Genomic DNA, 26,352 nt, shown 5'->3' on the forward strand with positions numbered 1-26,352 from the left:
TGGCAGGGAGCGGCTTGACCTCAACCATGGTTGAGGCCGTATCGACCCGGCTCCCATCATCTGTGCCGAAGGAGCCGGGCATGTCAGAAAAGCCGATCGTCAACATCAGCATCATCACTCCGAAGCCGGAGTGCTTCGCCGAGTTCATGGGCTTGCAGCTCGCCCAGCACCACAGCCTGCGCGGCAAGGTCGACGGGCTGGTCGGCGGCAGGCTGTTCCGCTCGCGGCAGGATCGCGATGTGGTGCTGGTGACGATGTTCGAATCGGAAGAGGCCGCGCTGCGCTTTGCTCGCGACGAGCGCTTCACCAGCCATATGGCGCGCATTCGTCCCTTGCTCGAACGGGCCGTGCCAGGCGCCTATGAGGTTGCTTACGAGGTCGGTTCGCTCTGACGGTAAGCCTCCAGGTCTTGCATTCCGGCGCCACGGCGTGTAAGGCGCGCCCTATCCCACATGGGGAGCATCACCTCGACACCGAGGCGTTCCGGTGACTGGCCAGCTTATGGCCGGCTCATTCGCTCCCCAGAGGCTCAACCGGAAGGACAAGAACACCATGGCTCTGCCAGATTTCTCCATGCGTCAGCTGCTCGAGGCCGGCGCCCACTTTGGCCACCAGTCGCATCGCTGGAACCCGAAGATGTCGCCGTTCATCTACGGGACGCGCAACAACATCCACATCCTCGACCTGTCGCAGTCGGTGCCGATGCTGTCGCGCGCCCTGCAGGCCGTCAGCGATACCGTCGCCCGCGGCGGCCGCGTCCTCTTCGTCGGCACCAAGCGCCAGGCGCAGGACGCCATCGCCGATGCCGCCAAGCGCTCGGCCCAGTACTACGTCAACTCCCGCTGGCTTGGCGGCATGCTGACCAACTGGAAGACCATCTCGGCCTCGATCCAGCGCCTGCGCAAGGTCGACGAGCTGCTGAGCGGTGCCAGCACCGGCCTGACCAAGAAGGAGCGCCTGATGCTGGCGCGCGAGCGCGACAAGCTCGAAAAGGCGCTCGGTGGCATCAAGGACATGGGCGGCACGCCCGACATGATCTTCGTGATCGACACCAACAAGGAAGCGCTCGCGATCAAGGAGGCTCAGCGCCTCGGCATCCCGGTCGCGGCCATCATCGACTCGAACAGCGATCCGGACGGCATCACCTTCCCGGTCCCGGCCAATGACGACGCCGGCCGCGCCATCCAGCTCTATTGCGATCTGGTTGCGCGCTCGGCCATCGACGGCATCTCGCGCGCCTCGGGCGATCATGGCATCGACCTCGGCGCCGCCGAGACCCCGATCGTCGAGACCGCGATCGTCGCCGAGCCTGCCGCTGACGCCGCCCCGGTCTTCGAGGTGCTGACTGCGCCGCGTGGCGCGCCGGACGACTTCATGAAGCTCTCGGGCATGGGCCCGGAGATCGTGCAGAAGCTCAACGATGGCGGCATCTTCCACTTCTGGCAGCTCGCTGCCATGACGCCGGCAGAGGTCACCAAGGTCGATCACGACCTCAAGCTTGCCGGCCGCATCGAGCGCGACGGCTGGGTTGCCCAGGCGCGCGATCTCGCCGACGCCTGATCCCCCGGATTGCGGCGCGTCATTGGCGCGTCGCATTTCGATACCTGACTAAAGCCGAAGCAGCGCCGACGACCGGAAACGGAGCGTCGGCGTTTGCCAATCCAGGCTTCCGCTTTTCGACAGTGCGGCACGCCACCGGGCGAGCGCCGCAAGACAGCAAGGACGACGCAAATGGCTGCGATCACCGCCGGCATGGTGAAGGAACTCCGCGACAAGACCGGCGCGGGCATGATGGACTGCAAGGCCGCGCTTTCGGCCACCGACGGCAACATGGAAGCCGCCATCGACTGGCTGCGCGCCAAGGGTCTGTCCAAGGCCGCCAAGAAGGCCGGCCGCGTCGCCGCCGAGGGCCTCGTCGCCGTCGCCGTGCGCGGCCATAGCGGTGTCGTCGTCGAGGTCAACTCGGAGACCGATTTCGTCGCCCGCAATCTCGAATTCCAGGCTCTGGCCCGCACCATCGCCGATGTCTCGCTCGAGCGCGGCGGCGATGTCGAGGCGCTGGCCGCCCATCACTATCCGGGCGGCGGCACTGTTGCCGACGCGATCGCCAACGCCATCGCCACCATCGGCGAGAACATGACGCTGCGCCGCGTCGCCCAGGTCTCGGTCTCGGCCGGCCTGATCGGCTCCTATGTCCATGGCGCGATCGCTGACGGCCTCGGCAAGATCGGCGTGATCGTCGGCCTGGAGACAAGCGGCAAGGGCGACGAGCTCGCGGCGCTCGGCCGTCAGCTCGCCATGCACGTTGCCGCGACCAATCCGGTGGCGCTCGACTTGGCCTCCGTCGATCCGGCGGTGCTGGAGCGCGAGAAGGCGATCCTGGCCGAGAAGAATGCCGGCAAGCCCGAGCACGTCCTCACCAAGATCATCGAGAGCGGGCTGAAGAGCTACGCCAAGGAGTACTGCCTGCTCGAGCAGGCCTACATCCATGACGGCTCGAAGTCGGTCGCGCAGGTGCTGAAGGAGGCCGAAGGCAAGGTCGGTGGTCCGGTCAAGCTCACCGGCTTCGCCCGCTATGCGCTCGGCGAGGGCATCGAGAAGGAAGAGACCGACTTCGCTGCCGAGGTCGCGGCCGCTGGCGGCACGACGGGCTGACAAGCTGGTTGATAGAGATCAGAAAGGCCGCGCCTGGCGCGGCCTTTTTTGTAAGTAGGAAGGACCGGCCTGCCGATTCGGCTGCTGCCGGAGCATGGCGCAGGCAATGGAGAGCCCCGATGAGACCTAAACGTGTTCTCGTGAAGCTCTCCGGCGAAGCCCTTGCAGGAACTGCAGGAAACGGCCTCGACGGCGCCACGCTGACGGCGCTCGCTGCCGACATTGCCTATGCCTCGCACGAGGGTGTCGAGATCGGCATTGTCGTTGGCGGCGGCAACTTCTTTCGCGGCGTGCAGGGCCTCAACAAAGGCCTCGACCGGACGACGGCCGATTCGATCGGCATGCTCGGCACGGTGATGAATGCGCTCGCACTCGAGCATTCTATCGAGGCGGCTGGTGCCCCGGCGCGCGCCATGTCGGCAGTACCGATGCCCTCGCTCTGCGAGAGCTATGCCCGCAAGCGGGCGCTCGACCATCTCAGCCATGGCAAGGTCGTCATCCTCGGCGGCGGCACCGGCAATCCCTATTTCACCACCGATACCGGCGCGGCGCTGCGCGCGGCCGAACTCGGTTGCAGCCATCTGCTCAAGGCGACGCAGGTCGACGGCGTCTACTCGGCCGATCCGAAGAAGGACCCGGGCGCGACCCGCTACGACACATTGACCCATGAGGACGCGATCAGGCGCGACCTCAAGGTGATGGACACTGCCGCCTTCGCGCTGGCGCGCGACGCGAGCCTGACCATCGTGGTCTTCTCGATCGCGGAAAAGGGCGCGCTCGCGGCCGTGCTCCGCGGCGAGGGCAGGGCGACCTACGTCACGCCCTGACTGATAGAGCATTTCCGGCGAACAGGAGTTCGCCTCCAATACTCTATCTCCTTGTTTCCACGCAACTCCGGACGCAAAACCGCTACGCACTTTTGCTGGAATTGCTTTAGTAGTTCGGCCAGTTGCCGGGAGTCATGATCTCGAGCAGATGGCCGTCGGGATCGCGGAAATAGATGCTGCTGCCGCCGCGATTCCAGCTCATGCGCCCCTCGATAGGCACGCCCTGCTGCTCCAGCTGCGCCTCCCAGGATGCCAGTTCGTCGGCATCGACGGCAAAGCAGATGTGCAGCGGGCCATGGCCGTCATGCGGCGGGATGCTGCCGCGCTCCGAGGTCTGGGTCTCCACCGAGGCGCCGCGCAGGAACAGCAGCAGCACGTTCTGCCCGCCAATATCATAGGCAAAGAGCGTCCGGGTCCTGAGCATGGTGCTGAGGCCGAGTGTTGTCTCGTAGAAGGCGGCGGCGCGGTCGAGATCGTCGACATAGAGCGCGGTTTCGACGATGCGGTTCAGTCGGGGCATGGGACGCTCCTCAAAGCAGCCGCGGCCGATCGCACAGCCGCAAGACGGACCTAGGAACCGTTTGCTATCTTGGCCAGCGCGGCAGCCGGTCTATTGGCTATCTGCCAGTCTATTGGCTATCTGCCAGCGATCGAGATCCGATTCCCCTTGCAGACCCGCCGGGGAAAATGCTGTTGAAGCATAAACCCTTGACCCTGTGGCGGCTGCTCGCCATGGTCGCGCGCATTTCCGGCTTCATTCAGCCGGTTTCGACAAGGTTTTGAAGACGATGGCCCAAACCACTTTCGATCTCGCCGATCTCAATCGCCGCATGGACGGTGGCGTGCAGAAGTTCAAGAGCGACCTGGCCTCGCTTCGCACCGGCCGCGCCTCGGCCAATGTGCTCGATCCGATCACGGTCGAGGCCTATGGTGCGCGCACGCCACTGAGCCAGCTCGCCACCGTCAGCGTGCCTGAGCCGCGTCTGCTCTCCGTCCAGGTCTGGGACCGCAGCATGGTCCAGGCCGTCGAGAAGGCGATCCGCGAATCCGATCTCGGCCTCAATCCGCAGACCGAGGGGCAGGTGCTGCGCATCCGCATCCCGGAGCTCAACGAGCAGCGCCGCAAGGAGATGGTCAAGGTCGCGCATAAATATGCCGAAGACGCCAAGGTGGCCGTCCGGCATGTCCGCCGCGACGGCATGGACCTGATCAAGAAACTCGAGAAGGACGGGCATATGCCCAAGGATGACGTCACCAAGCAGACCGACCTGGTCCAGAAGGCGACAGACAAGCATATCGGCGAGATCGATCAGGCGCTCGCCGCCAAGGAAAAGGAAATCCTGCACGTCTGAGTGCGTGGCGCGGCGCCGTCCTGTATCATCGACGCATGGGCTGTTGCCCTGAAGAGGCATTCTAAATGTCAGATGGCCCGCGCCCGGCAGCGCCTGATCCAGCACCAGCTCATGTCGCGATCATCATGGACGGCAATGGCCGCTGGGCGCAGATGCGTGGCCTGCCGCGCCAGGAGGGACACCGGCGCGGCCTCGAAGCCTTGCGGCGGACGGTCCGCAACGCCGCCGATCTCGGCATCCGCGTCCTGACGCTCTACTCGTTCTCGACCGAGAACTGGCGCCGGCCGATGGCGGAGGTCTCCTTCCTGCTGGGGCTGCTGCGCCGTTTCGTCGAGAATGATCTCGCCGAATTGAACGAGGCTGGGGTGCGCGTGCGCATCATCGGCAGCCGCGAGGATCTGGCTCCCGACCTGCGTGGGCTTGTCGAGCGGGCCGAGACGATGACGCAGGACAACGCCGGGCTGACCCTGGTCGTCGCCTTCAACTACGGCTCGCGCGACGAGATTACACGCATGGCGCGCAACCTCGCGCGGGACGTGGTGGCTGGCCGGCTCGTGCCCGAGGCGATCGACGAAGAGATGCTGGCGTCGCGTCTCGACACCGCCGCGCTGCCGGATCCGGATCTGGTGATCCGTACTTCGGGCGAGACCCGCATTTCGAATTTCCTGCTCTGGCAGGCGGCCTACGCCGAGTTCGTGTTCACGCCGGTGCTCTGGCCGGATTTCGATCGCAAGGCGCTGGAGGATGCGCTGGCCGAATTCCATCGCCGCGAGCGCCGCTATGGCGGCGTCGGCCAGGCGGCCGAAGCCAAGGTAGGGGTCGCGTGAATGAGACCGGCGCCAATGCGGGGGCATCCGAGCTTCGCCTGCGGGTCGTCTCGGCGCTGGTGCTCGCCGTGGTCGTGCTGGGCCTCACTTTGCTCGGAGGTTGGTCCTTCCGTCTGATCTGGACCGCGGTGGCCGGCGTCGTCGCCTATGAATGGTTCGCTATCGTCAGCCGCAGGAACGCGGTCGCGGGTGGCATCGGAGTCGGGCTCGCCGGGCTTGCGCTCAGCTTCCTGCCGGTGAGTGGTGCAGCGCTCGCGGGCGTCGCAGCGCTCGCTGGCTTGATTGGCGCGATCGTGACGACCCAGGCCGCCAACCGGCGCGTGCTCGAAGCTTGCGGCGTCGCTTACGCGCTCTGCTTCGCGCTGGTGACCCCAATGCTGCGCGATGCGCCCGGAATCGGGCTCGCCTTGATCATCTGGACCTTCGCTGTGGTCTGGCTCACCGACATCGCCGCCTATTTCACCGGGCGGGCGTTGGGTGGGCCGAAGCTGATGCCGAGCGTCAGCCCGAAGAAGACCTGGTCAGGCGCACTCGGCGGCGCCTTGGCAGGAACCATTGGCGGTACCGCCGTCTGGGCGTTCTTCTTCCCCGGCTTGCCATCGGGCGTCTGGCCGGTGCTCGTCGTCTCGTTTGCGGCTTCGGCTGCGAGCCAGGCCGGAGATTTGTTCGAATCGTCGATCAAACGGCGTTTCGGCGCCAAGGATTCGAGCCATCTGATTCCCGGCCATGGCGGCTTCCTCGATCGGCTCGACGGCTATTGGGCCGTGCTGGTCTTCGCTGGCCTGCTGCTTTATCTGGCGCGGCTGGGACACTGATCACCTGATGCGCCGCACTGTCACCATTCTAGGAGCTACCGGCTCCATCGGCCGCTCGACGCGCGCGGTCATCGCCGAGAATCCGGAGCGGCTGCAGATTGCTGCGCTCGTTGCCGGCAAGGATGCGGCAGGCCTGGCGCGAATTGCTCGTGAGACAGGTGCAAGCTTCGCGGCCATCGCGGACGAAGGGCAGGGCAGGGAGCTCGCTGCAGCGCTGGCCGGGAGCGGTATCCGCCATGGCGCGGGCCGGGAGGCGGTGCTCGAAGCGGTGGCGCGCGACAGCGACATCGTGGTCAGCGCCATCTCGGGAGCGGCCGGGCTGGAGGCGACCTTCGCGGCGCTGACGCCGGGCCGTGTCGTCGCATTGGCCAACAAGGAGAGTCTGGTCTGCGCCGGAGCTGCGGTGATGGCGCGGGCGAGGGCGGTCGGCGCCCGCATCCTGCCGCTCGATTCCGAGCACAACGCCTTGTTCCAGGTGCTGGGAGCCGAGCCGATCTCTGCGGTCCGCGTCATGACGTTGACCGCCTCCGGCGGTCCGTTCCGGACCTGGTCCGCCGAACGTATCGCGAGTGCAACGCCCGAGCAGGCGCTCGCCCATCCGAACTATGCGATGGGCGCCAAGATCACGATCGACTCGGCCAGCATGATGAACAAGGGCCTCGAACTGATCGAAGCCTCGTTCCTGTTTGGGCTCGGCGCCGAGCAGCTGGAGGTGCTGGTCCATCCGCAGCAGATCGTGCACGGCCTCGTCACCTTCCGCGATGGCTCGGTCAGCGCCGGCATGGCGGTGCCGGACATGCGCGTGGCGGCGGCCCATTGCCTCGGCATCGACGGCAGGCTCGATGCACCGCCGACCCGCTTCCTCGATCTGGTCGCAGCCGGGCCGCTTGCCTTCGAGCGCCCCGATCTCGCCCGTTTCCCGGCGCTGGGTCTCGCCATCGCCGCTCTGGCTGAAGGCGGCGCGGCACCGGCCGTGCTGAATGCCGCCAATGAGATCGCCGTCGAGGCCTTTCTCTACCGGCGGATCGGCTTCCCGGCGATTCCGGCGCTGGTCGAGGCCGTCTGCGCGCAAGCTGCAGGCGCGCCAATGCCGCCGCCAGCGGACGTCGCAGAGGCCCTCACTGTTGACCACGATGCGAGAAACCGGACGCGCGCGCTCTTGTCCGGAGGCCGCTTCACTGTCACTTAGTGACTGAAGCCGGGAGAGTTTTATGGATATCGTCGGATCGGTCTGGCACGCGGGGAGCTTCCTGCTGGGCTATCTGTTGCCATTCCTGTTCGTCCTCACCCTCGTCGTATTCGTGCACGAGCTCGGCCATTTCCTGGTCGGGCGCTGGTGCGGCGTCGACGTGAAGACGTTCTCGATCGGTTTCGGCCGTGAGCTCTTCGGCTTCAATGACCGGCACGGCACGCGCTGGCGCTTCGCGCTGATTCCGCTCGGCGGCTACGTCAAGTTCTCCGGAGATCTCGACGCGGCGAGCGCGACCGATACCGGTGCTCTCTCGGGCATGAGCCGCGAGGAACGCGAGCGGTCTTTCCCAGCCCAGTCGATCGGAGAACGAGCGGCGATCGTAGCCGCAGGGCCGATCGCGAACTTCCTGCTCGCCATCCTGATCTTTGGCGCGACGGCGTACTTCATGGGTAAGCCGACTTTGGCTCCGCGCGTCGACAGCGTCACTGTCGGCGGGGCGGCGGCGCGCGCCGGCTTGCAATCCGGTGATCTGGTCCGTCTGGTCGATGGGCGCGAGATCAAGAGCTTCAGTGATCTTCAGCGTGCGATCTCGATTCGTCCTGGCGAAACCCTGCCCCTGACGGTCGATCGCGGGGGCGCCACGATCGCCCTCTCGGTGACGCCCGATCTCGTCGAAACCTCGTCGCCTCTCGGCAAGCAGAGGCTGGGGATCATCGGCGTGCAGGCATCGGCGAAACCCGAGGACTGGTCGACCCAGCATTTCAGCCTGGGCGAATCCGTACTGCTCGGCATGAGCGAGACCTGGTTCGTGGTCGAGCGGACCTATGACTACATCGCCAAGCTGATCAAGGGTAAGGAATCGACCGACCAGCTGTCGGGGCCGATCCGCATCGCCCAGGTCTCGGGCATGGTCGCCTCCAGCGGCGGCCTCCTGGCGCTGATCAATCTGGCGGCGCTGCTCTCGGTCTCGATCGGGCTGATGAATCTGTTCCCGGTGCCGATGCTTGATGGTGGCCATCTGTTGTTCTATGCGATCGAGGCGCTGCGCGGAAAACCACTGAGCGAGCGAGCGCAGGAGATCGGCTTCCGACTCGGCCTCGGCCTCGTCCTGATGCTGATGCTGTTCGTGACCTGGAACGACCTCGTCCACGTCCGCTCGCTGCTCTGAGCCCGGACTCTCATCGCTGCTGCAAACTAGCTTGCACCGAGCTGACGGCGGTCACTGCCAAGGCCCCGCGCGCCTGTGGATTATGGCTTTTTATGGCCCGTTTTCGTCGCGCAACCCGGTTTTCTCGGCAGCGCGCGTGGCCTCCCGGCAACGTCTCCCGCAAAAATCTTTTGTTAACGACAATGGCGGTTTGCACCCTGCGGGAAACTTTGTAGAAGCGTTTGGTCTTCAATGTCGCCGAGCCTCGCCCGTAGCGGGGTCCCCCTTACTCGGGGTGGCGACCCAAAGAATGGAATAGGCGACCCGATGACGTCGACGCTTCAGAGCCGGTCCTTGCGCATGCGGCTCTCTCGATCAGTCGGACTTGCGGCCATCATGGTGGCCGTCAGCGGCAGCGTGGTGTTCGCGCAGTCCGTACTTGTCCAAGGCAACCGTCGTGTCGATGCGGAGACGATCCGCTCCTATGTGACGCAGGGCTCGGGCAACCCGCAGGAGATTCGCCAGAATCTCATGGCGACCGGCCTGTTCTCCAACGTTCAGGTCAGCCGCCGCGGCGCGCAGACCGTCGTCTCGGTCCAGGAGAACGACACGATCAATCGCGTTGCCTTCGAGGGCAACCGCCGTCTGAAGGGCGACGTCCTGCTCGGCCAGGTCCAGTCCAAGGCCCGCGGTCCGCTGAGCCAGCAGCTCATCGACGCCGACGTCGAGCGTCTCAAGGAAGTCTATCGCCGCGCCGGCTACGGTCTGGCTACGATCAGCGGCCGAATCCAGCCGCTGCCGAACGGCCGTTCGGACGTGGTTTTCACGATCGTCGAGAGCGGCAAGACCGGTATCAAGTCGATCAACTTCTCCGGCAACGGGGCTTACTCCTCGTCGCGCCTGCGCGGCCTGATGAGCTCGACCGAGTCGAACTTCCTGAGCTGGATCAAGACCTCCGACGTCTACGATCCGGACCGGATCAACTCAGACCTCGAGCTGGTTCGCCGCTACTACCTGAAGAACGGCTATGCCGACTTCCGCATCGTCTCGAGCGATGCCCGCTTCGACGATGCGGCCGGCGGCTGGGTCGTCGACGTCACCGTCGATGAAGGCCCGCAGTACAGGGTCGGCAACGTCTCGGTTGATTCCCGTCTGCGCGACGTCGACCCGGCTGCGCTGCAGTCGTTGGTCAACACCTCCGCCGGCGACACCTATAATGCCGAGGCGGTCGAGCGCTCGCTGGTCACCCTGACCACCGAGGTGGCCAAGCGCGGCTATGCCTTTGCGCAGGTCCGTCCGCGCGGCGAGCGCGATGCGGCCGGCCAGCAGATCGGCATCACCTATGTGGTCGAGGAAGGGCCGCGGGTCTATGTCGAGCGCATCAATGTGCGCGGCAACACCCGCACCCGCGATTATGTCGTCCGCCGCGAACTCGATCTCGGCGAAGGCGACGCCTACAACAAGGTCTTCGTTGACCGCGCCGAGCGCCGCCTCAACAATCTCGGCTTCTTCAACAAGGTTCGCATCACCAACGAGCCGGGCAGCGCGCCCGACCGCGTGGTCGTCAACATCGACGTCGAGGACAAGGCAACCGGCTCGTTCTCGGTCGCCGGCGGTTACTCGACCTCGGACGGCATCATCGGCGAGGTCTCGCTGTCGGAGTCGAACTTCCTCGGCCGCGGCCAGTATGTCCGCATCGCCGGCACCATGGGCCAGCGTACCCAGGGCATCGACTTCTCGTTCACCGAGCCCTACTTCCTCGGCCACCGCATCGCGGCCGGCTTCGACCTGTTCTCGAAGTTCAACGACAACACCAATGTCGGCTATTTCGAGAGCCGCGTAACCGGCGGCCAGGTTCGTTTCTCCTTCCCGATCACGGAAGAGTTCTCGATCACGCCGCGCTATTCGATCTACACGACCGAAATCAAGATCCCGAACACCTATTCGAAGCCGTATAACGACTGTAGCGTCCCGCTCGAGGGCATCACGCCCGGCACATTGACCGGATTGCCCGCGTCTACCGCCATCAACTGCCTGACGAACGGCGAAGCGACGGTTGCGGTCAAGGAAGCACAAGGGACGACGCTGACCTCGCTGGTCGGCCTGAACTTCAACTACAACTCGCTCGACAACTACCAGAGCCCGCGCAACGGCTTCATCGCCGAGCTCAAGCCGGAGTTCGCGGGTGTCGGCGGCGACTCGAAGTTCCTGCGCGTCAGTGCCGATGCGCGCTACTACAGGGAGTTCCTCGAGGACTTCGTCGGCATCGCGCGCGTCCAGGCCGGTCACGTCCAGGCCACCGGCGACGATCTGCGCATGATCGACCATTACTTCCTCGGACCGACCCTGGTGCGCGGCTTCGCGCCCTCCGGCATCGGCCCGCGCGACGTGCTCAATGACCCGACCGGCAACGCGCTCGGTGGCACCACCTATTTCGGCGGCTCGCTCGAAGTGCAGTTCCCGATCTTCGGCCTGCCGCGCGATCTTGGCCTGAAGGGCGCGGTCTTTGCCGACGCCGGCACGCTGTTCAACTATGACGGCGGTTCGAAGTCGGTCACCAACCCCAACTTCGGCACCTGCCCTGCAGGTTCGGAAGCTCGCCAGTTCAATGTTGCGATCGTCTCGGGCTTCCAGAGCAACGTGGCCTGCGTGCGCGACAAGAACGTCATCCGCTCGTCGGTCGGCGTGAGCTTGCTCTGGCAGTCGCCGCTCGGCCCGATCCGCTTCGACTACGCCTACGCGCTGTCGAAGGACGACGGCCAGTTCGGCACAGCGGTCCTTCCGAACGGCCAGACCATCACCGGCAAGTTCGGCGGCGACCGGACGCAGGCCTTCCGCTTCTCGGGCGGCGCCCGCTTCTGACCGGCGGGGCGCACGCGCCCCGCAACGGATCATCTTATGGCAGATCCCAGTTTCTTTCCGATCGCGACCTCGCTGTCCTTCAGCGAGGTCGCTTCCTTGTCAGGCACCGCCTTGCCGGAGGGCGTCGATCCGGAGCGCCGTCTCGAGGGCGTGGCGCCGCTCGAGACGGCCGGCAGTAGCGATGCCGCCTATATGGACAATCCGAAATATGTCGCGGCTCTGGCCGCGACCTCGGCCGGGCTCTGCTTCGTCTCGCCACGCTTTGCCGCGCGGGCGCCGGCCGGGACGGTCGCCCTGGTCACGCCGGCACCCTACCATGCTTTCGCCAAGCTGCTCTCGGTCTTCCATCCGCAGGCATTGCGGCCGGGCTCGATGTTCGGCTCGGCTGGCGTTGCACCAGGCGCCTTTGTGCATGCGACGGCAAAGCTCGAGGCCGATGTCACTGTCGATCCCGGCGCGGTGATCGGCCCCGGTGCTGAGATCGGCGCCGGTACGGTGATCGGACCACATGCCGTGATCGGCCCACAGGTTCGAATCGGACGGCAATGTTCTGTCGGAGCCGGTACGACGCTGCAGGCGGCGCTGGTCGGCAATCGGGTGATCATTCATCCCGGCGCACGGATCGGCCAGGACGGCTTCGGTTTCGCCATGGGGCCGAAGGGGCATATGAAAGTGCCGCAGGTCGGCCGCGTCATCATCCAGGACGATGTCGAGATCGGCGCCAGCACGACGATCGACCGCGGCGCCAGCCGCGACACGGTGATTGGCGAGGGCACCAAGATCGATAACCTCGTGCAGATCGGGCACAACTGCGTCATCGGACGGCATTGCGTCATCGTCTCGCAAGTCGGCATCGCCGGCTCCACCACGCTCGAGGACTTCGTCGTGCTGGGCGGGCAGGTCGGACTGGCGGGGCACCTGACGATCGGCATGGGCGCGCAGATCGCGGCGCAGAGTGGCGTTGCCGGCGATGTGCCGCGTGGCGCCCGCTATGGCGGCTCACCGGCGCAGCCCGCGCTGAGCTGGGCGCGAGAGATCGCGCTGCTCAAGCAACTGGTCGCCAGGCGCGGCAAAGGCCCGGGCGGCAGCGAAAACGCTTGATCTCACGCCGGCTTCCGGCAAAACCAGCTTTTCATGACGGGTGGTGGCGAACGCCCCGCGCGGGCCGCGGGCGTCCGAGGAGAAATGACACGATGACGGATGCGACGAAAGCGCTCGGCGTGGCCGATATCCAGAAGATCATGGCCTGCATCCCGCATCGCTATCCGTTCCTGCTGGTCGACAAGGTCGTCGAGATCGATGGCGACGCGTCAGGCGTCGGCATCAAGAACGTCACCTTCAACGAGCCGCAGTTCACCGGGCACTTCCCCGGCCGGCCGGTCTTTCCGGGCGTGCTGATGATCGAGGCCATGGCGCAGACAGCGGGTGTGCTCGTCGTCAGCGCGCGCGGCAGCGAGGAGCTTGCGGTTACCACCGTGCTGTTCACCACCATCGACAAGGCCAAGTTCCGCAAGCCTGTCGTTCCGGGCGATACGCTGCGCTTCCACCTCACCAAGCTGGCGCATAAGCGCAATATCTGGTTCTACCGTGGCGAGGCCAAGGTCGACGGCGTGCTCGTCGCCGAGGCCGAGCTGTCGGCGATGGTCGTGTGAGCAGAGGGATCGCAATGCACGCTCCCGTTCCCGGCCAGAAGCAGGATTCCGCCATGAGCACCTCGATCCATCCGATGGCGATCGTCGACCCATCTGCCAAGCTGGGCGCGGGCGTCAAGATCGGCCCATTCTGCACGATTGGCCCCGACGTCGTCCTTGGTGACGGCGTCGAGCTGATCAGCCATGTCGTGGTCGCGGGCCTTACGACGATCGGTCCGCGCACCAAGATCTATCCCTTCGCCTCGATCGGCCATCCGCCGCAGGATCTGAAGTACAAGGGCGAGCCGTCGACACTGACGATCGGCGTCGATTGCGTGATCCGCGAAGGCGTGACGATGAATCCAGGCACCGAAGGCGGCGGCATGAAGACCGTTGTCGGCGATCGTGGGCTGTTCCTGGCCAACTGCCATGTCGGCCATGACAGTATCATCGGCAACAATGTCATCTTCTCCAACAATGTGATGTGCGCCGGGCATGTGACCGTCGGCGATTTCGTCATCGTCAGCGGTGGCACCGGCCTGCAGCAGTTCGTGCGCATCGGCGATCACGCCTTCATCGGCGGCGGCTCGGGTGTCCTGCTCGACGTCATCCCGTTCGGGATGGTGCGCGACAACCCGGCCCATCTCGCCGGCCTCAACCTCGTCGGTCTCAAGCGGCGCGGTTTCTCGCGCGAGCAGATCCACGAGTTGCGCCGCGCCTACCGCCTGCTCTTCGCCGACGAGGGCACGCTTTCGGAGCGGGTCGAGGACGTCGCCAGCGAGTTCGCCGAGCATCCGCTGATCCACGAAATCCTCGACTTCATCCGTGCCGGCGGCGACCGGGGCATCTGCGTGCCGCGTGACGTGAACGCTCCCGAGCGGTGAGTACAGGGCCGGCCGACGCAACTGGCCGGCCGCAGGGCCGGCGCATCGCCGTCCTGGCCGGCCGTGGCGAATATCCGCTGCGGGTCGCGAGTGCGGCTGCAGCGCAAGGGGCGAGCGTCTATGTCGCCGTGCTCACCGGTGCGGGCGATCCAGCCGACTACGCTGCCTACGACGCCAGGGAGTATCGCCTGGGTCAGCTCGGGCGCTTCCTCGACGAGATCAAGCGCCGCGAGATCGACGAGATCGTCATGGTCGGCGCGCTGCCGCGGCCAAGTTTCGGTGCGCTGGCGCCGGAACTGTCGACGCTGAAATACCTGCCGCATTTCGCCCGTGCCTTTCAGGGCGGTGATGATCATCTGCTGCGCGGCGTCGTCGCCTTTTTCGAAGGACAAGGGCTGCGCGTGCTCGGACCGGCTGAGCTGGCCCCGGATATCGTCGCGCCCGTAGGGACGCTGGGACGCCATAAGCCCTCGGCCGTGGCGCGTGAAGCGATCGCGACCGGCTTCAACCTGCTTGCCGCGCTCTCGCCTTTCGATATCGGACAGGCGGCGATCATCGCCGACCATCGCGTCGTAGCCGTCGAGGCGGCCGAAGGCACCGACGCGATGGTCGAGCGTGTCGCCGGGCTCGTCCAGTCCGGGCGCCTCAAGCCCGGCAAAGGCGACGGCGTCCTCATCAAGATGCCGAAGCTCGGGCAGGACCTGCGGGTCGACATGCCGGCGATCGGCCCGGATACGGTGGCGCGCGTGGCAGCGGCCGGTCTCGCCGGCATCGCGGTCAAGGCAGGCAGCGTGCTGATCGGTGACCGGCAACGGCTGGCGACGCTCGCGGACGCGTCGGGCCTGTTCATCGAGGGCGTGGCGTGACCCGCCCGTTCAAGCTCTTCATCGTTGCCGGCGAAGCGTCGGGCGATGCGCTCGGCGCGCGCTTCGTGGCGCGGCTGCGAGAGGTGCTGGGCGAGCGGCCGCTCGAGCTCTCGGGGGTCGGTGGCGAGGCGTTGATCGCGGAGGGGCTGCACAGCGTCTTCCCGCAGGAGGACATCGCCGTGATGGGCTTTGGCCCGGTGGTGGCGCGCCTGCCATTACTGCTGCGCCGGATGTCGGATGCGGCGCGTGCGGCCGCAGCCTGCGAGCCCGACCTGATGCTCACCATCGACTCGCCTGATTTCAGCCTGCGTGTCGCGAAGAAGGTGAGGCGGCTCGCGCCGGCTGTGCCAATCGCACACTGGGTCTGCCCGAGTGTCTGGGCCTGGCGCCAGGGGCGGGCAAAGCGCATGCGCCCGCATGTCGACCGGATCCTGGCGCTGCTGCCCTTCGAGCCAGCGGCATTGGCGCGCCTCGGCGGACCGGAGACCGTCTATGTCGGCCATCCGCTGATCGAACGGCTGGAAGCTTACCGGCCCGATCCGAACGAGGTTGCGCAGCGCGACGATGCGGCGGCGCCGACGATCCTGGTTTTGCCCGGCAGCCGACGCTCGGAGATCCGGCATCTGATGCCGCCCTTCGGCGAGGCGATCGCGCTGGTCGCCGAACGACTGCCACAGGCCCGCTTCGTCCTTCCCGCCGTGCCACGTCTGGCCGAGGAAATCACGGCGCTCAGCGCCGGCTGGCGGATCAAGCCTGAGATCGTTACTGGCGAACCGGCGAAGCTGGCGGCATTTCGACAGGCCCGAGTGGCGCTGGCCGCTTCTGGAACCGTGACCCTCGAACTCGCTTTGGCACAGGTGCCGACGGTCGCGGCCTATCGCGGAGCGGGCTGGGAGGCCGTGCTGGCGCGGCGCCTCATAAAATTGCCGACCGTGATCCTGCCAAACCTGATCATCGGTGAGAGCGTGGTGCCGGAGTTCATCCAGGACGACGCTTCGCCTCAGGCCCTCGCCGAGGCGCTGCTCGCGGCAGTGGTCGAAGGACCTGCGCGCCAACGCCAGCTCGACGGCTTCGCGACGGTGGAGCAGAATATGCGCAGCGCCGGGCCGAGACCGGCAGCGAACGCCGTCAGCGCGGCGCTCGCCCTCGTTCGTGAGCCGACAGGCGGCTGACGATCGATTACTCGACGACCGCGCCGGAGGCCTTGGCTATCGGGCCCCATTTCGCCAGCTCGGCCTTGACGTGCTCGCCCAGCGCTTCCGGCGTTGAGCCGACGATCACCGCGCTGACATCCTCCAGGCGCTGCTTCACATTGGCGTCCTTGAGCGAGGCGTTGGCAGCGCTGTTGAGCTTGTCGACCACCGGGCGCGGCATGTTGGCCGGTCCGAACAGCGCGTTCCAGGTATAGGTCTCGTAGCCGGCGAGCCCACCCTCGGCGATGGTCGGCAGATCCGGGAAAGAAGAGACGCGCTCCTTGGTGGTGACGCCGATGGCGCGCAATTGCCCGCTGCGGATGAACTGGGCCGAGGAGGGCAGGTTGTCGAACATGATCGGCACGGCGCCGGAAACGACGTCGTTCAGTGCCGGGCCGGCGCCGCGATAGGGCACATGGTTCATGCTGACGCCGCCGAGCGACTTGAACAGTTCGCCGGAGAGGTGCAGCGGCGTGCCGACGCCGGACGAGGCATAGGAGTACTTGCCCGGATTGTCCTTCAGCAGCTTCAGCACCTCCGGCACCGTCTTGGCCGGGAAGCTCGGATGCACGACCATGACGTTCGGCACGACGGCGAGCAGCGAGATCGGGGTGAAGTCCTTGACCGCGTCGAAGGTCACGGTCTTCAGGATCGCCGGGTTGAGCGCATGGGTCGAGATCGTGCCCAGGAGCAGGGTATAGCCGTCGGGCTGGGCACGGGCGACCGCGGTCGAGCCGATATTGCCGCCGGCGCCGGCGCGGTTGTCGATCACGAGCGACTGGCCGAGCAGTTCGCCCATCTTCTGACCGACGAGGCGCGCGACGATATCGGTCGAGCCGCCGGCGGCGAAAGGCACGATCAGCGAGATCGGCCGCGTTGGGAACTGAGCCTGGGCGAAGGAAGAGCCGGCGAAGGGCAGGGCGGAAGCGCCAACGAGGAAGCCGCGGCGGCTGAGGTCTTCTGTTTTCGACATGAGCGATGAACCTCTCTGAAGGGTCGAGGACAGTAGCGCGGCTGCTGCAACCGTCACCTGCATGGCATGCATCAATCTACTGAAACAATAAGGGCCGCGACGGGTTCATCGCGGCCTTGTTTCTGCGGGCGGTGCCGGTCAGCGGCGGCCGATCGGCGTGTAGTCGCGCTTGGGCGCACCGGTGTAGAGTTGGCGCGGACGGCCGATGCGCTGGGACGGATCCTCGATCATCTCCTTCCACTGTGCGATCCAGCCAATCGTGCGCGCCAGCGCGAACAGCGCCGTGAACATCGAGGTCGGGAAGCCCATCGCCTTCAGCGTGATGCCCGAATAGAAATCGATGTTCGGATAGAGCTTCTTCTCGATGAAGTATTCGTCATGCAGGGCGATGCGCTCGAGCTCCATGGCGACATCGAGCAGCGGGTCGTCCTTGATGCCGAGCTCGGCCAGGACCTCATGCGTCGTCTTCTGCATGATCTTGGCGCGCGGATCGTAGTTCTTGTAGACGCGGTGGCCGAAACCCATCAGGCGGAACGGATCGTTCTTGTCCTTGGCCTTGGCGATGTATTTCGGGATGTTGTCGACGCTGCCGATCTCCTCGAGCATCTTCAGCGCCGCCTCATTGGCGCCGCCATGCGCCGGGCCCCAGAGACAGGCGACGCCGGCGGCGATGCAGGCGAAGGGGTTGGCGCCGGAGGAGCCGGCGAGGCGGACCGTCGAGGTCGAGGCGTTCTGCTCATGGTCGGCGTGCAGGATGAAGATCCGGTCGAGCGCCCGCGAGAGCACCGGGTTGACCTTGTAGTCCTCGGCCGGCACGGCAAAGCACATGCGCAGGAAGTTCGAGGTGTAGTCTAGCGAGTTGAGCGGATACACGAAGGGCTGGCCGATCGTGTACTTGTAAGCCATCGCCGCTAGCGTCGGCATCTTGGCGATCATGCGCATCGAGGCGATCATGCGCTGCTGCGGATCGGAGATGTCGGTCGAGTCGTGGTAGAAGGCCGACATGGCGCCGATTGAGGCGACCAGAACCGCCATTGGGTGCGCGTCGCGGCGGAAGCCCTGGAAGAAGCGGGCCATCTGCTCGTGCACCATGGTGTGGCGCGTGACGCGATAGTCGAAATCCGCCTTCTGGGCCGCCGTCGGCAGTTCACCGTAGAGCAGGAGATAGCAGGTCTCGAGGAAGTCGCCGTGCTCGGCGAGCTGCTCGATCGGGAAGCCGCGATAGAGCAGGACGCCCTCGTCGCCGTCGATATAGGTGATCTGCGACTCGCAGCTCGCGGTCGAAGTGAAGCCGGGGTCGTAGGTGAACATCCCGGTCTGACCGTAGAGCTTGCCGATATCGATGACCGAAGGCCCGATCGAACCCGTTTTGACCGGCATGTCGACGGCCTTGCCCTCGACAGTCAACTGACTGGTAGTTCCGCTCATGGATCCGATCCTTTCAGGCTCGTTCTTCAGTCATGCCCCGGCGGACGGAAACGCCGGCTGCTTGTCGCGTTCCGGCATCATCCGAACGTCCCACGATGACGGCTCCATGACGGGAATGTCGGGGGCGGGCAGGCAGGAAGAGTTCATCAGACTGATTCTAAAGCATTTTTTGTGCCGGGCCGGCAGCGGGAGCAGCCGGTCCGCAGGGGCGTTGCTAGACCAATTCCGCGAGGCGTTCAACCGAGCGGTCATTAGCCTTTCTGCCGGCCTCGGAGCCGGATCCGATCAGGTTGAAACAACCTGATCGGTGAATCCGTCTCCAACTCAAAGATAGAGACCGTTTGACCCATCAGCTTGCGCTGCAAGCTGATGGGAACGGGCTCTAGGCGGCGTCGGCCAACCGCGCCAGCACCTCGTCGCGGCCGAGCACCGCCATCACGTCGAACAGGCCCGGCGAGGTGGTCTTGCCGGTCAGCGCGGCCCGCAATGGCTGCGCCACCTGGCCGAGCTTGACGCCGCTCTCCTCGGCGAAGTCGCGGATCGCGCTTTCCAGCGGCGGCGGAGCCCAGTCGGCAATAGCCGAGAGCTTTTCCGCAAGCTTCGGCATGCGCAGGCGCGCAGCGTCGTCGAGCAGGGCGGCCGCCTTGGGCTCAAGCGCCAGCGGGCGCGTGGCGTAGAGATAGGAGGCGCTGTCGATCAACTCGATCAGTGTCTTGGCGCGCTCCTTCAGGCCCGGCATCGCCGCCATCAGCTTGGCTTCGAGCTCCGGTGTCGGCTCGGTGCCGATACCGCGCGGCGGGCCGATCTCCGACCAGATTGCCTTCAGCGCGATCATCAATTCGTGATCCTTAGCCTCGCGCATATAGAGGCCGTTGAGATTTTCGAGCTTGGCATAGTCGAAGCGGGCCGGCGAGCGGCCGATCGAGGACAGGTTGAACAGCGAGATCATCTCCTCGGGCGAGAAGATCTCCTGGTCGCCATGGCTCCAGCCGAGGCGCAGCAGATAGTTGCGCAGCGCGATCGGCAGATAGCCCATCGAGCGATAGGCTTCGATGCCGAGCGCGCCATGCCGCTTCGACAGCTTGGCGCCGTCAGCTCCGTGGATCAGCGGGATGTGCGACATGCTCGGCACCGTCCAGCCGAGTGCCTGGTAGATCTGCGTCTGGCGGGCGGCATTGGTCAGGTGGTCGCTGCCGCGAATGATGTGGGTGACACCCATGTCGTGATCGTCGACGACCACGGCGAGCATATAGGTCGGATTGCCGTCCGAGCGCAGCAGCACGAGATCGTCGAGGTTCTCGTTCTGCCAGGTGACGCGGCCTTGGACCTCGTCCTCGACCACAGTCTCGCCGGTCTGCTCGGCCTTGAGGCGGATCACCGGCTTGACGCCTTCAGGCGCGGTTGACGGGTCGCGGTCGCGCCAGCGCCCGTCATAACGCCACTGCTTGCCCTCGGCGCGCGCAGCTTCGCGCTCCGCGTCGAGTTCCTGCGGCGTCGCATAGCAGTAATAGGCCTTGCCGGCTGCGAGCATCTGCTCGGCGACCTCGCGATGGCGGGCGGCGCGCTGGAACTGGTAGACGGTCTGCCCGTCCCAATCGAGGCCAAGCCAGGCGAGGCCGTCGAGGATCGCGGCGATCGCGCCCTCGGTCGAGCGTTCGCGGTCGGTATCCTCGATGCGCAGCAGCATCTTGCCGCCATGGCGGCGGGCATAGAGCCAGTTGAACAGCGCGGTGCGGGCACCGCCGATGTGCAGGAATCCGGTTGGCGACGGCGCAAAGCGCGTGACGACCGTATCGCTCATGAAAACAGGCTCCGGGGGAACGGGCAGGCAAAAGGCGAGGGCAGGCTTCAGTGCGGGCCTCGGCCGGGGCTGACATCCGGCGCCGCCGCTGTAACATGGCTTGCCAGCCGCCGTTAAGAGCCTCCTGTGGGGACGGGCTCACCATTCGCGCGGCTGCGATGGGGGGACGGATGCTCTCCTACGGGCCAGAACAGCGCCGTAGCAGGGTGCGTGCCGGCGTGCTGGCCTTGCCGGCGCGCTTGCGACGCGTCGGTGGCCTCTCATGGCCCGCAACGTTGCCGTTGCACGAATGGGGTGGTCGGTTTCGCCGGGCCCTCGAAACCGAGGTCGAGCGGCGACGTCTCTTCAACTGGTTGCCGGTCTGCATGGGCGCCGGCGTACTGCTCTATTTCCTGGCCGATCGTGAACCGGGCCTGAGCGCGCCCCTTGCCGGGCTGGCGCTGTGTGCGCTCACCAGTTGGCTGACGCGCCGGCGCCGTGCCGTCATGGCGGTCTGCATCGCGGCCGCGGCCATCTTCGCCGGTTTCGCGGCGGCAGCCTGGCGAACGGCCGGCATCGCCGCGCCCGCGCTCGCCCGCAACCATGTCGGCAAGCTCACCGGATTCGTCGAGGCGCTGGAGCAACGCGACAAGGGCGTGCGGATCGTCGTGCAGGTCACGGACCTGCCTGGCATCGAAGCCACTCAGAGGCCGCGCCGGGTGCGCGTCACCACGCCGGTCACCATGTTGAAGCCCGGCGACCATATCGGCGCGACGGCGCGCCTGTTGCCGCCGCCCGGCCCGGCACGCCCTGGCGGCTACGACTTCGCTCGCGACGCCTTCTTCCAGGGCATCGGCGCGGTCGGCAGCATCGCCGGCAAGATCACGCTCGCGCCGGCGCCGAGCCCGATGCCGCGCCGGCTCGCCTTGGCGGTCGCGATCGACCAGGCCCGCAACGCGCTGACCGAACGCATCGCGACGAGCGGCGGCGGGCAGGCCGGGGCGATGGCGGCGGCGCTGGTCACTGGCAAGCGAGGGCTGATCAGCGAAGCGACCAACAACGACCTGCGCGCCGCCGGCATCTACCACATCGTCTCGATCTCCGGCCTGCACATGGTGCTCGCCGCCGGCACGATCTTCTGGCTGGCGCGGGCGCTGCTCGCGCTGTCGCAGACGGCGGCGCTCCATTGGCCGGTGAAGAAGCTCGCGGCGCTCGCCGCCATGGCAGGCGCCATCGGTTACTGCATCTTCTCCGGCGCTGAGGTCGCGACCGTGCGCTCGCTGATCATGACGCTGGTGATGCTGGGGGCGATCCTGGTCGACCGGCCGGCGCTCTCCATGCGCAACCTTGCGCTCGCCGCGATCATCGTGCTGCTGCGCGAGCCCGAAGCGGTGCTCGGTCCGAGCTTCCAGATGTCGTTCGGGGCGGTCGCGGCGTTGATCGCCTTCGCCGAGCGCTGGCAGGAGCGCCCGCCCGACGCGGCGGCGGCGTCATGGCCCTGGCCGCTGCGGCCGCTCTGGCTCTCGGCTGTGGGTATCGTGACCACGACCATGGTCGCGACAGCGGCGACGGCACCCTTTGGCGTCTTCCACTTCCAGACCTTCAACCCGTTCGGCCTGCTCGGCAATGCGCTGGCGCTGCCCTTCGTCTCGCTGATCGTGATGCCGGCCGCCGTCTTCGGCGTGCTCGCCTATCCGTTCGGGCTCGACTGGCCGGCCTGGGCGCTGATGGGTTGGGCTTCCGGCCTCGTGCTCCAGCTCGCGCATTGGGTCGCCGGCATCGACCGCTCGACTGTGGTGCTGCCCGCCTTCGGTTCGCTCGCCCTGATCTGCTTCTCGTTGTCCTTGCTCTGGCTGACGCTGTGGACGACGGCGCTACGTTTCCTTGCTGCGCTGCCGCTGGTTGGCGGGCTGGCGCTGGCCTCGACCCCGTCGCAGCCCGATATCCTGATCGAGCGCGATGGTTCGGGCGTGCTGGTGCGTGGACTAGAAGGGCGGATGGTGCTCGCCGGCAAGCCGAGCCGCTTCGTGCTGACGCAATGGCTGCATGCCGACGGCGATTCCCGTTCGCCCGACGATGCGGCCCTGCGCGCGGGCGCCGCCTGCGATGCGCGTGGTTGCGTCATCCGCCTGCCGGACGGCCGCAGCGTCGCCTATACGCGCGACCGCATCGCTTTGGTCGAGGACTGCCAGCGCGCCGATCTCGTGGTGACGTCGCTCTATTGGAGCGCGCCTTGCGCTGCCCGATTGATCGACCGCAGCGCGCTCATCCGCGACGGCGCGACCGCTTATCATGCGGCCCGCGGCGGCTGGCGTTCCTATACGGCGGATGAGGTGGCACGCCTGCGTCCCTGGACCCGTGCGCGGCCGGAAACGAGGCCGGTGCCCGAACCCGCTCCTGCACCGATTTCCGCTACTGCAGAGCCGGCACAGGATCTAGAGGCGCTTCAGTAGCGCCGCATCAGATTGACGAGCCGGCCCTGGATCTTGACCCGGTCCGGCCCGAGCACGCGCGTCTCATAGGCGGGATTGGCCGCTTCGAGCGCGATCGAGGAGCCGCGCTTGCGCAGCCGCTTCAGCGTCGCTTCCTCGTCGTCGATCAGCGCGACGATGATGTCGCCAGTATTGGCGCTGTCCTGCTTGCGGATCACCACAGTGTCGCCGTCGAGGATGCCGGCCTCGATCATCGAATCGCCGCGGACCTCGAGCGCGTAATGCTCGCCGCCGCCAAGCATGTCGGCGGGCATGGAGACGCTATGGCTGCGGTCCTGGATCGCCGAGATCGGCGTGCCGGCGGCGATGCGGCCCATGACGGGGATGGAGACGGTGGAGCGCCCGCTCTCTTCGGCGCCCGCCGGGCGCGGCTTCGCCAAGGTGGCTGCCGGTGCCGGCGGGGTCTGGCCGAGCCCGCCCTGGACGATGGAGGGGCTGAAGCGGGCGCGCTGCGCCTGCTGTCCGCCGATGCCGTCCGGCATCTTGATGACCTCGAGGGCGCGCGCCCGGTTGGGAAGCCGGCGAATGAAGCCGCGCTCCTCGAGCGCCATGATCAGCCGGTGGATGCCGGATTTGGAGCGCAGATCGAGCGCGTCCTTCATCTCGTCGAAGGAGGGAGGCACGCCGGATTCACGCAGGCGTTCATGAATGAAGCGAAGCAGTTCAAACTGTTTGCGTGTCAGCATGGTCGCGCCGCTCGCCTCTCGGGCTGGAATCGAAACAAAGCACGAACACCATAGCTGTTCGCTTTGTGTTCCGCAAGGGATTGCCCGAGCAGAGCGCGCGCTTCCAGAGCGTTGTCATCCCGGGCTACCGAAGGGAGGCCCGGGATCCATTCCGGAACGCTTCAGAAATGGATCCCGGATCGGCGCCGCTGACGCGGCTTGTCCGGGGTGACGATGCAGGAGGGCAGGAGCCCCGGCTAGCGCAGCCGGATGATCCGGCAGGAATCGCCCGCCTTGGCGGCCTCGGCGAAGATCGGGCGGATCACCAGAGCTTCGGCGCGCGCCAGGTTGGCCAGCATCGACGAATCCTGCTTGGCGAATGGCCTGACACGCCGCTCGCCATCGATGGTTTCGAAGGTGGCGCGCAGATAATCTTGGCGCTCGTCATTGGCCGGCAGATCGACGGCCAGGATGGCGGGCTCGCTGCGGTCGCGTTCGGGATCGTCGATGCCGAGCAGAGCCTCGACCAGCGGGATGGCGAAGAGATGCCCGCAGACGATCGAGGAGACCGGGTTGCCCGGTAGGCCGAGCGCGACCATGGCGCCGAGGCGGCCCATCATCATCGGCTTGCCCGGGCGCATCGCGATCTTCCAGAAGCCGAGCTCCATGCCTTGCGCCTTCAGCGCCGCCTGGACGAGATCGTGCTCGCCGACCGAGGCGCCGCCGAGCGTGATCAGGACGTCGGCTCCGGCCCTGCGTGCCGCCTCGATCTTGCCGGCGAGATCGGGATGGTTGTCGCGGGCGATGCCGAGATCGAGCGCCGTGCCGCCGGCCTGCTCAACCAGTGCGGCGAGCGCGAAGCTGTTGGAGGCGACGATCTGGTCGGGGCCGACCGGCTCGCCGGGCAGGACGAGTTCATCGCCAGTCGCGAGGATCGCGACCAGCGGCTTGCAGCGGACCGCGAGTGTCGGATGCCCGGCGGCTGCGGCGAGCCCGAGCGCGGCGCTGTCGAGCCGGTGGCCGGCCTTCAGCAGGATTGCGCCGGTCTGAAAATCCAGTCCGGCCGGGCGGATGAACTGGCCCTTGTTCGCCGGCTTGGCGACGCGGATCACCGGGCCGCCGACACCCTCGGCATGCTCCTGGATCAGGATCGCGTCGGCACCGTTCGGAATGGGGGCGCCGGTGAAGATGCGTACCGTCTCGCCCGGGCCGACAGGATCGGAAAAGCCGCGGCCGGCGGCGGATTCGCCGATGACCTTGAGCTCCCTGCCGGGCTCCAGGTCAGTCGCGCGGGCGGCATAGCCGTCCATGGCCGAATTGGCGAAGGGCGGCTGGGTTCGGAGTGCGGCGACATCTTCGGCCAGCACGCGGTCGGCGCAATGGGCGAGCGGCAGCGTCTCGGCTGGTGTCGGGCCTGGCACGCTGTCGAGCAGCGCTCGCAGCGCTACGGGAACGGGGGTGAGGCTCATGCCGATCGCCCTGCCAGCTCATAGGTTCCGGACTTGCCGCCGGATTTATGCACGAGCTGGATGCCTTCGATATGCATGGCGCGATCAACCGCTTTCACCATGTCGTAGACGGTGAGGCAGGCGACGCTGACGGCGGTCAGCGCTTCCATCTCGACGCCGGTCTTGCCGGTGAGCTTGACCTCGGCACGCACGCGTACGCCGGGCAGGGTCTCATCGATCGTAAGGTCGACAGCGATCTTCGAGAGCAGCAGCGGGTGGCAGAGCGGGATCAATTCATGCGCGCGCTTGGCCGCCATGATGCCGGCGAGGCGGGCGGTGCCGAGCACATCGCCCTTCTTGGCCTCGCCATCGCGGACGATGGCAAGCGTCTCGGCCTGCATCACGACATGGCCTTCGGCGACCGCGACCCGGACGGTCTCGGCCTTGTCGCCGACATCGACCATATGGGCCGCGCCCTTCTGGTCGAGATGGGTGAGCCGGCTCACGCCGCCGCCTCGGTGGTCTTGCCAGTCAGAAGCTCGCGCGTTGCAGCCGCCACGTCCGCCTGGCGCATCAGGCTCTCGCCGACCAGGAAGGTGTTGACGCCGCAGCCCTGCAGGCGGGCGATGTCGGCATGGCTGAAGATGCCGCTCTCGCCGACGAGCAGGCGGTCCTTCGGCACACGCGGCGCCAGCCGCTCGGTGACGGCGAGGTTGAGCTCGAAGCTGCGCAGGTCGCGGTTGTTGATGCCGACCAGCCTGGTATCGAGCTTCAGCGCGCGCTCCAGCTCGGCTTCGTCATGGACCTCGGCGAGCGCGGCCATGCCGAGCGCCTTCGCCGTGGCGGTGAGCTCGCGCGCGGCGGCATCGTCGAGCGAGGCCATGATGATCAGGATGCAGTCGGCGCCCCAGCTCCGCGCCTCGAAGACCTGGTAGGGCTCGAACATGAAATCCTTGCGCAGGCCGGGCAGGCCGGAGGCGGCGCGCGCCTGCGCGAGATATTCCGGCTGGCCCTGGAAGGAGGGCGTGTCGGTCAGGACCGAAAGGCAGGCTGCGCCACCGGCCGCATAGGCCTTGGCCAGCGCCGGCGGGTCGAAATCGGCGCGGATCAGGCCCTTGGATGGCGATGCCTTCTTGATCTCGGCGATCAGGGCGGGGCCACCGGCGCGATGCTTGGCCTCGAGCGCGCCGATGAAGTCGCGCGGCGTCGGCATCGCCGCAGCGCGCTTCTCGATCTCGGCTTGCGGCACCGCGGTGCGCGCCGCAGCGATCTCCTCGCGCTTATAGGCCTCGATCCGCTTCAGGATGTCGGACAT

Annotated in this window: 24 protein-coding genes; 16 read left to right on the forward strand and 8 right to left on the reverse strand. The window is 66.6% G+C overall.

All coding sequences use genetic code 11. The features are described from left to right. The first annotated feature begins 80 nt into the window (after positions 1–80). From ACSQ24_RS11565 to pyrH, 4 genes are all read left to right on the forward strand, one after another. Positions 81–392, forward strand: coding sequence for an antibiotic biosynthesis monooxygenase (locus ACSQ24_RS11565; RefSeq protein ID WP_436094811.1), 312 nt, complete (start codon positions 81–83; stop codon positions 390–392). 160 nt (positions 393–552) lie between these two features. Then, on the forward strand, positions 553–1,560 hold the full coding sequence (locus ACSQ24_RS11570) for a 30S ribosomal protein S2 (RefSeq protein WP_436094812.1): 1,008 nt from the start codon (positions 553–555) through the stop codon (positions 1,558–1,560). 171 nt (positions 1,561–1,731) lie between these two features. After that, entirely contained in the window at positions 1,732–2,655 is a 924-nt protein-coding gene (gene tsf / locus ACSQ24_RS11575) for a translation elongation factor Ts (RefSeq protein WP_436094813.1), read from the forward strand. Between the two features lie 119 nt (positions 2,656–2,774). Further along, positions 2,775–3,482 (forward strand): UMP kinase, encoded by a 708-nt coding sequence (gene pyrH / locus ACSQ24_RS11580; protein WP_436094814.1) that lies wholly within the window; start codon positions 2,775–2,777, stop codon positions 3,480–3,482. Positions 3,483–3,588: 106 nt separating this feature from the next. Here pyrH and ACSQ24_RS11585 read toward each other — a convergent pair whose 3' ends face one another. Beyond that, positions 3,589–4,002 carry a VOC family protein gene (locus ACSQ24_RS11585; RefSeq protein WP_436094815.1) on the reverse strand — a complete coding sequence of 138 codons (414 nt, stop codon included), beginning with the start codon at positions 4,000–4,002 and terminating at the stop codon, positions 3,589–3,591. A 268-nt stretch (positions 4,003–4,270) separates the two neighbouring features. Between ACSQ24_RS11585 and frr the strand changes: the two genes are divergently transcribed. The 11 genes from frr to lpxB all read left to right on the forward strand — a co-directional run bounded on the left by frr (position 4,271) and on the right by lpxB (position 16,230). Continuing rightward, the gene (gene frr / locus ACSQ24_RS11590; protein ID WP_092154115.1) at positions 4,271–4,834 is read left to right on the forward strand and encodes a ribosome recycling factor; all 564 of its coding nucleotides are present in this window, start codon (positions 4,271–4,273) and stop codon (positions 4,832–4,834) included. 65 nt (positions 4,835–4,899) lie between these two features. Further along, on the forward strand, positions 4,900–5,661 hold the full coding sequence (locus tag ACSQ24_RS11595) for an isoprenyl transferase (RefSeq protein WP_436094816.1): 762 nt from the start codon (positions 4,900–4,902) through the stop codon (positions 5,659–5,661). After that, positions 5,658–6,476, forward strand: coding sequence for a phosphatidate cytidylyltransferase (locus ACSQ24_RS11600; protein WP_436094817.1), 819 nt, complete (start codon positions 5,658–5,660; stop codon positions 6,474–6,476). The genes ACSQ24_RS11595 and ACSQ24_RS11600 overlap by 4 nt, the downstream gene beginning before the upstream one ends. 7 nt (positions 6,477–6,483) lie before the next feature. Beyond that, complete coding sequence (gene dxr / locus ACSQ24_RS11605; RefSeq protein WP_436094818.1) at positions 6,484–7,665, forward strand: 1-deoxy-D-xylulose-5-phosphate reductoisomerase; 1,182 nt, start codon at positions 6,484–6,486, stop codon at positions 7,663–7,665. A gap of 22 nt (positions 7,666–7,687) precedes the next feature. Continuing rightward, positions 7,688–8,836: an RIP metalloprotease RseP gene (rseP, locus tag ACSQ24_RS11610; protein WP_436094819.1), complete on the forward strand. Its 1,149-nt coding sequence runs from the start codon at positions 7,688–7,690 to the stop codon at positions 8,834–8,836. A 339-nt stretch (positions 8,837–9,175) separates the two neighbouring features. Beyond that, positions 9,176–11,677 (forward strand): outer membrane protein assembly factor BamA, encoded by a 2,502-nt coding sequence (bamA, locus tag ACSQ24_RS11615; protein ID WP_436097876.1) that lies wholly within the window; start codon positions 9,176–9,178, stop codon positions 11,675–11,677. Positions 11,678–11,713: 36 nt separating this feature from the next. Continuing rightward, the gene (gene lpxD, locus ACSQ24_RS11620) at positions 11,714–12,778 is read left to right on the forward strand and encodes a UDP-3-O-(3-hydroxymyristoyl)glucosamine N-acyltransferase (RefSeq protein ID WP_436094820.1); all 1,065 of its coding nucleotides are present in this window, start codon (positions 11,714–11,716) and stop codon (positions 12,776–12,778) included. Positions 12,779–12,870: 92 nt separating this feature from the next. Next, positions 12,871–13,329, forward strand: coding sequence for a 3-hydroxyacyl-ACP dehydratase FabZ (fabZ, locus tag ACSQ24_RS11625; RefSeq protein WP_436094821.1), 459 nt, complete (start codon positions 12,871–12,873; stop codon positions 13,327–13,329). A 53-nt stretch (positions 13,330–13,382) separates the two neighbouring features. Next, a complete protein-coding gene (gene lpxA, locus ACSQ24_RS11630) occupies positions 13,383–14,192 on the forward strand; it encodes an acyl-ACP--UDP-N-acetylglucosamine O-acyltransferase (protein ID WP_436094822.1) in 810 nt (269 codons plus the stop codon). Next, positions 14,189–15,058, forward strand: a complete 870-nt coding sequence (locus ACSQ24_RS11635) for an LpxI family protein (protein WP_436094823.1) — start codon at positions 14,189–14,191, stop codon at positions 15,056–15,058. Before lpxA ends, ACSQ24_RS11635 begins: the two co-directional genes overlap by 4 nt. Then, positions 15,055–16,230, forward strand: coding sequence for a lipid-A-disaccharide synthase (gene lpxB / locus ACSQ24_RS11640; RefSeq protein ID WP_436094824.1), 1,176 nt, complete (start codon positions 15,055–15,057; stop codon positions 16,228–16,230). The genes ACSQ24_RS11635 and lpxB overlap by 4 nt, the downstream gene beginning before the upstream one ends. Before the next feature lie 7 nt (positions 16,231–16,237). Here the strand turns inward: lpxB and ACSQ24_RS11645 are convergent, their stop codons facing one another. The 3 genes from ACSQ24_RS11645 to gltX form a co-directional block, all read right to left on the reverse strand. Further along, a complete protein-coding gene (locus ACSQ24_RS11645) occupies positions 16,238–17,224 on the reverse strand; it encodes a Bug family tripartite tricarboxylate transporter substrate binding protein (protein WP_436094825.1) in 987 nt (328 codons plus the stop codon). Positions 17,225–17,362: 138 nt separating this feature from the next. Continuing rightward, entirely contained in the window at positions 17,363–18,652 is a 1,290-nt protein-coding gene (gene gltA / locus ACSQ24_RS11650; protein WP_436094826.1) for a citrate synthase, read from the reverse strand. A 382-nt stretch (positions 18,653–19,034) separates the two neighbouring features. Further along, positions 19,035–20,453 carry a glutamate--tRNA ligase gene (gene gltX / locus ACSQ24_RS11655; protein ID WP_436094827.1) on the reverse strand — a complete coding sequence of 473 codons (1,419 nt, stop codon included), beginning with the start codon at positions 20,451–20,453 and terminating at the stop codon, positions 19,035–19,037. A 170-nt stretch (positions 20,454–20,623) separates the two neighbouring features. On the opposite strand from gltX, the gene ACSQ24_RS11660 reads away from it, so the two are divergent. Then, complete coding sequence (locus tag ACSQ24_RS11660; RefSeq protein WP_436094828.1) at positions 20,624–22,885, forward strand: ComEC/Rec2 family competence protein; 2,262 nt, start codon at positions 20,624–20,626, stop codon at positions 22,883–22,885. On the opposite strand, the gene lexA is transcribed toward ACSQ24_RS11660, so the two are convergent. The 4 genes from lexA to trpC form a co-directional block, all read right to left on the reverse strand. Beyond that, positions 22,879–23,610 carry a transcriptional repressor LexA gene (gene lexA / locus ACSQ24_RS11665; RefSeq protein ID WP_284170052.1) on the reverse strand — a complete coding sequence of 244 codons (732 nt, stop codon included), beginning with the start codon at positions 23,608–23,610 and terminating at the stop codon, positions 22,879–22,881. The genes ACSQ24_RS11660 and lexA overlap by 7 nt on opposite strands. A 236-nt stretch (positions 23,611–23,846) precedes the next feature. Then, entirely contained in the window at positions 23,847–25,058 is a 1,212-nt protein-coding gene (locus ACSQ24_RS11670; protein ID WP_436094829.1) for a molybdopterin molybdotransferase MoeA, read from the reverse strand. Continuing rightward, positions 25,055–25,543 carry a cyclic pyranopterin monophosphate synthase MoaC gene (gene moaC, locus ACSQ24_RS11675; RefSeq protein ID WP_436094830.1) on the reverse strand — a complete coding sequence of 163 codons (489 nt, stop codon included), beginning with the start codon at positions 25,541–25,543 and terminating at the stop codon, positions 25,055–25,057. The genes ACSQ24_RS11670 and moaC overlap by 4 nt, the downstream gene beginning before the upstream one ends. After that, positions 25,540–26,352 (reverse strand): indole-3-glycerol phosphate synthase TrpC, encoded by an 813-nt coding sequence (gene trpC, locus ACSQ24_RS11680; protein ID WP_436094831.1) that lies wholly within the window; start codon positions 26,350–26,352, stop codon positions 25,540–25,542. The genes moaC and trpC overlap by 4 nt, the downstream gene beginning before the upstream one ends.

It is taken from the genome of Allobosea sp. LjRoot237 (assembly GCF_964253285.1).
In the GTDB taxonomy this organism is placed as follows: Bacteria; Pseudomonadota; Alphaproteobacteria; order Rhizobiales; family Beijerinckiaceae; genus Allobosea.

Excerpts from the sequence above, each read along its gene's own strand:
- ACSQ24_RS11565 (WP_436094811.1), top strand. The coding sequence starts at position 81 with ATGTCAGAAAAGCCGATCGTCAACATCAGCATCATCACTCCGAAGCCG.
- ACSQ24_RS11570 (WP_436094812.1), top strand. The coding sequence starts at position 553 with ATGGCTCTGCCAGATTTCTCCATGCGTCAGCTGCTCGAGGCCGGCGCC.
- tsf (WP_436094813.1), top strand. The coding sequence starts at position 1,732 with ATGGCTGCGATCACCGCCGGCATGGTGAAGGAACTCCGCGACAAGACC.
- pyrH (WP_436094814.1), top strand. The coding sequence starts at position 2,775 with ATGAGACCTAAACGTGTTCTCGTGAAGCTCTCCGGCGAAGCCCTTGCA.
- ACSQ24_RS11585 (WP_436094815.1), bottom strand. The coding sequence starts at position 4,002 with ATGCCCCGACTGAACCGCATCGTCGAAACCGCGCTCTATGTCGACGAT.
- frr (WP_092154115.1), top strand. The coding sequence starts at position 4,271 with ATGGCCCAAACCACTTTCGATCTCGCCGATCTCAATCGCCGCATGGAC.
- ACSQ24_RS11595 (WP_436094816.1), top strand. The coding sequence starts at position 4,900 with ATGTCAGATGGCCCGCGCCCGGCAGCGCCTGATCCAGCACCAGCTCAT.
- dxr (WP_436094818.1), top strand. The coding sequence starts at position 6,484 with ATGCGCCGCACTGTCACCATTCTAGGAGCTACCGGCTCCATCGGCCGC.
- rseP (WP_436094819.1), top strand. The coding sequence starts at position 7,688 with ATGGATATCGTCGGATCGGTCTGGCACGCGGGGAGCTTCCTGCTGGGC.
- bamA (WP_436097876.1), top strand. The coding sequence starts at position 9,176 with ATGCGGCTCTCTCGATCAGTCGGACTTGCGGCCATCATGGTGGCCGTC.
- lpxD (WP_436094820.1), top strand. The coding sequence starts at position 11,714 with ATGGCAGATCCCAGTTTCTTTCCGATCGCGACCTCGCTGTCCTTCAGC.
- fabZ (WP_436094821.1), top strand. The coding sequence starts at position 12,871 with ATGACGGATGCGACGAAAGCGCTCGGCGTGGCCGATATCCAGAAGATC.
- lpxA (WP_436094822.1), top strand. The coding sequence starts at position 13,383 with ATGAGCACCTCGATCCATCCGATGGCGATCGTCGACCCATCTGCCAAG.
- ACSQ24_RS11645 (WP_436094825.1), bottom strand. The coding sequence starts at position 17,224 with ATGTCGAAAACAGAAGACCTCAGCCGCCGCGGCTTCCTCGTTGGCGCT.
- gltA (WP_436094826.1), bottom strand. The coding sequence starts at position 18,652 with ATGAGCGGAACTACCAGTCAGTTGACTGTCGAGGGCAAGGCCGTCGAC.
- gltX (WP_436094827.1), bottom strand. The coding sequence starts at position 20,453 with ATGAGCGATACGGTCGTCACGCGCTTTGCGCCGTCGCCAACCGGATTC.
- ACSQ24_RS11660 (WP_436094828.1), top strand. The coding sequence starts at position 20,624 with ATGCTCTCCTACGGGCCAGAACAGCGCCGTAGCAGGGTGCGTGCCGGC.
- lexA (WP_284170052.1), bottom strand. The coding sequence starts at position 23,610 with ATGCTGACACGCAAACAGTTTGAACTGCTTCGCTTCATTCATGAACGC.
- ACSQ24_RS11670 (WP_436094829.1), bottom strand. The coding sequence starts at position 25,058 with ATGAGCCTCACCCCCGTTCCCGTAGCGCTGCGAGCGCTGCTCGACAGC.
- trpC (WP_436094831.1), bottom strand. The coding sequence starts at position 26,352 with ATGTCCGACATCCTGAAGCGGATCGAGGCCTATAAGCGCGAGGAGATC.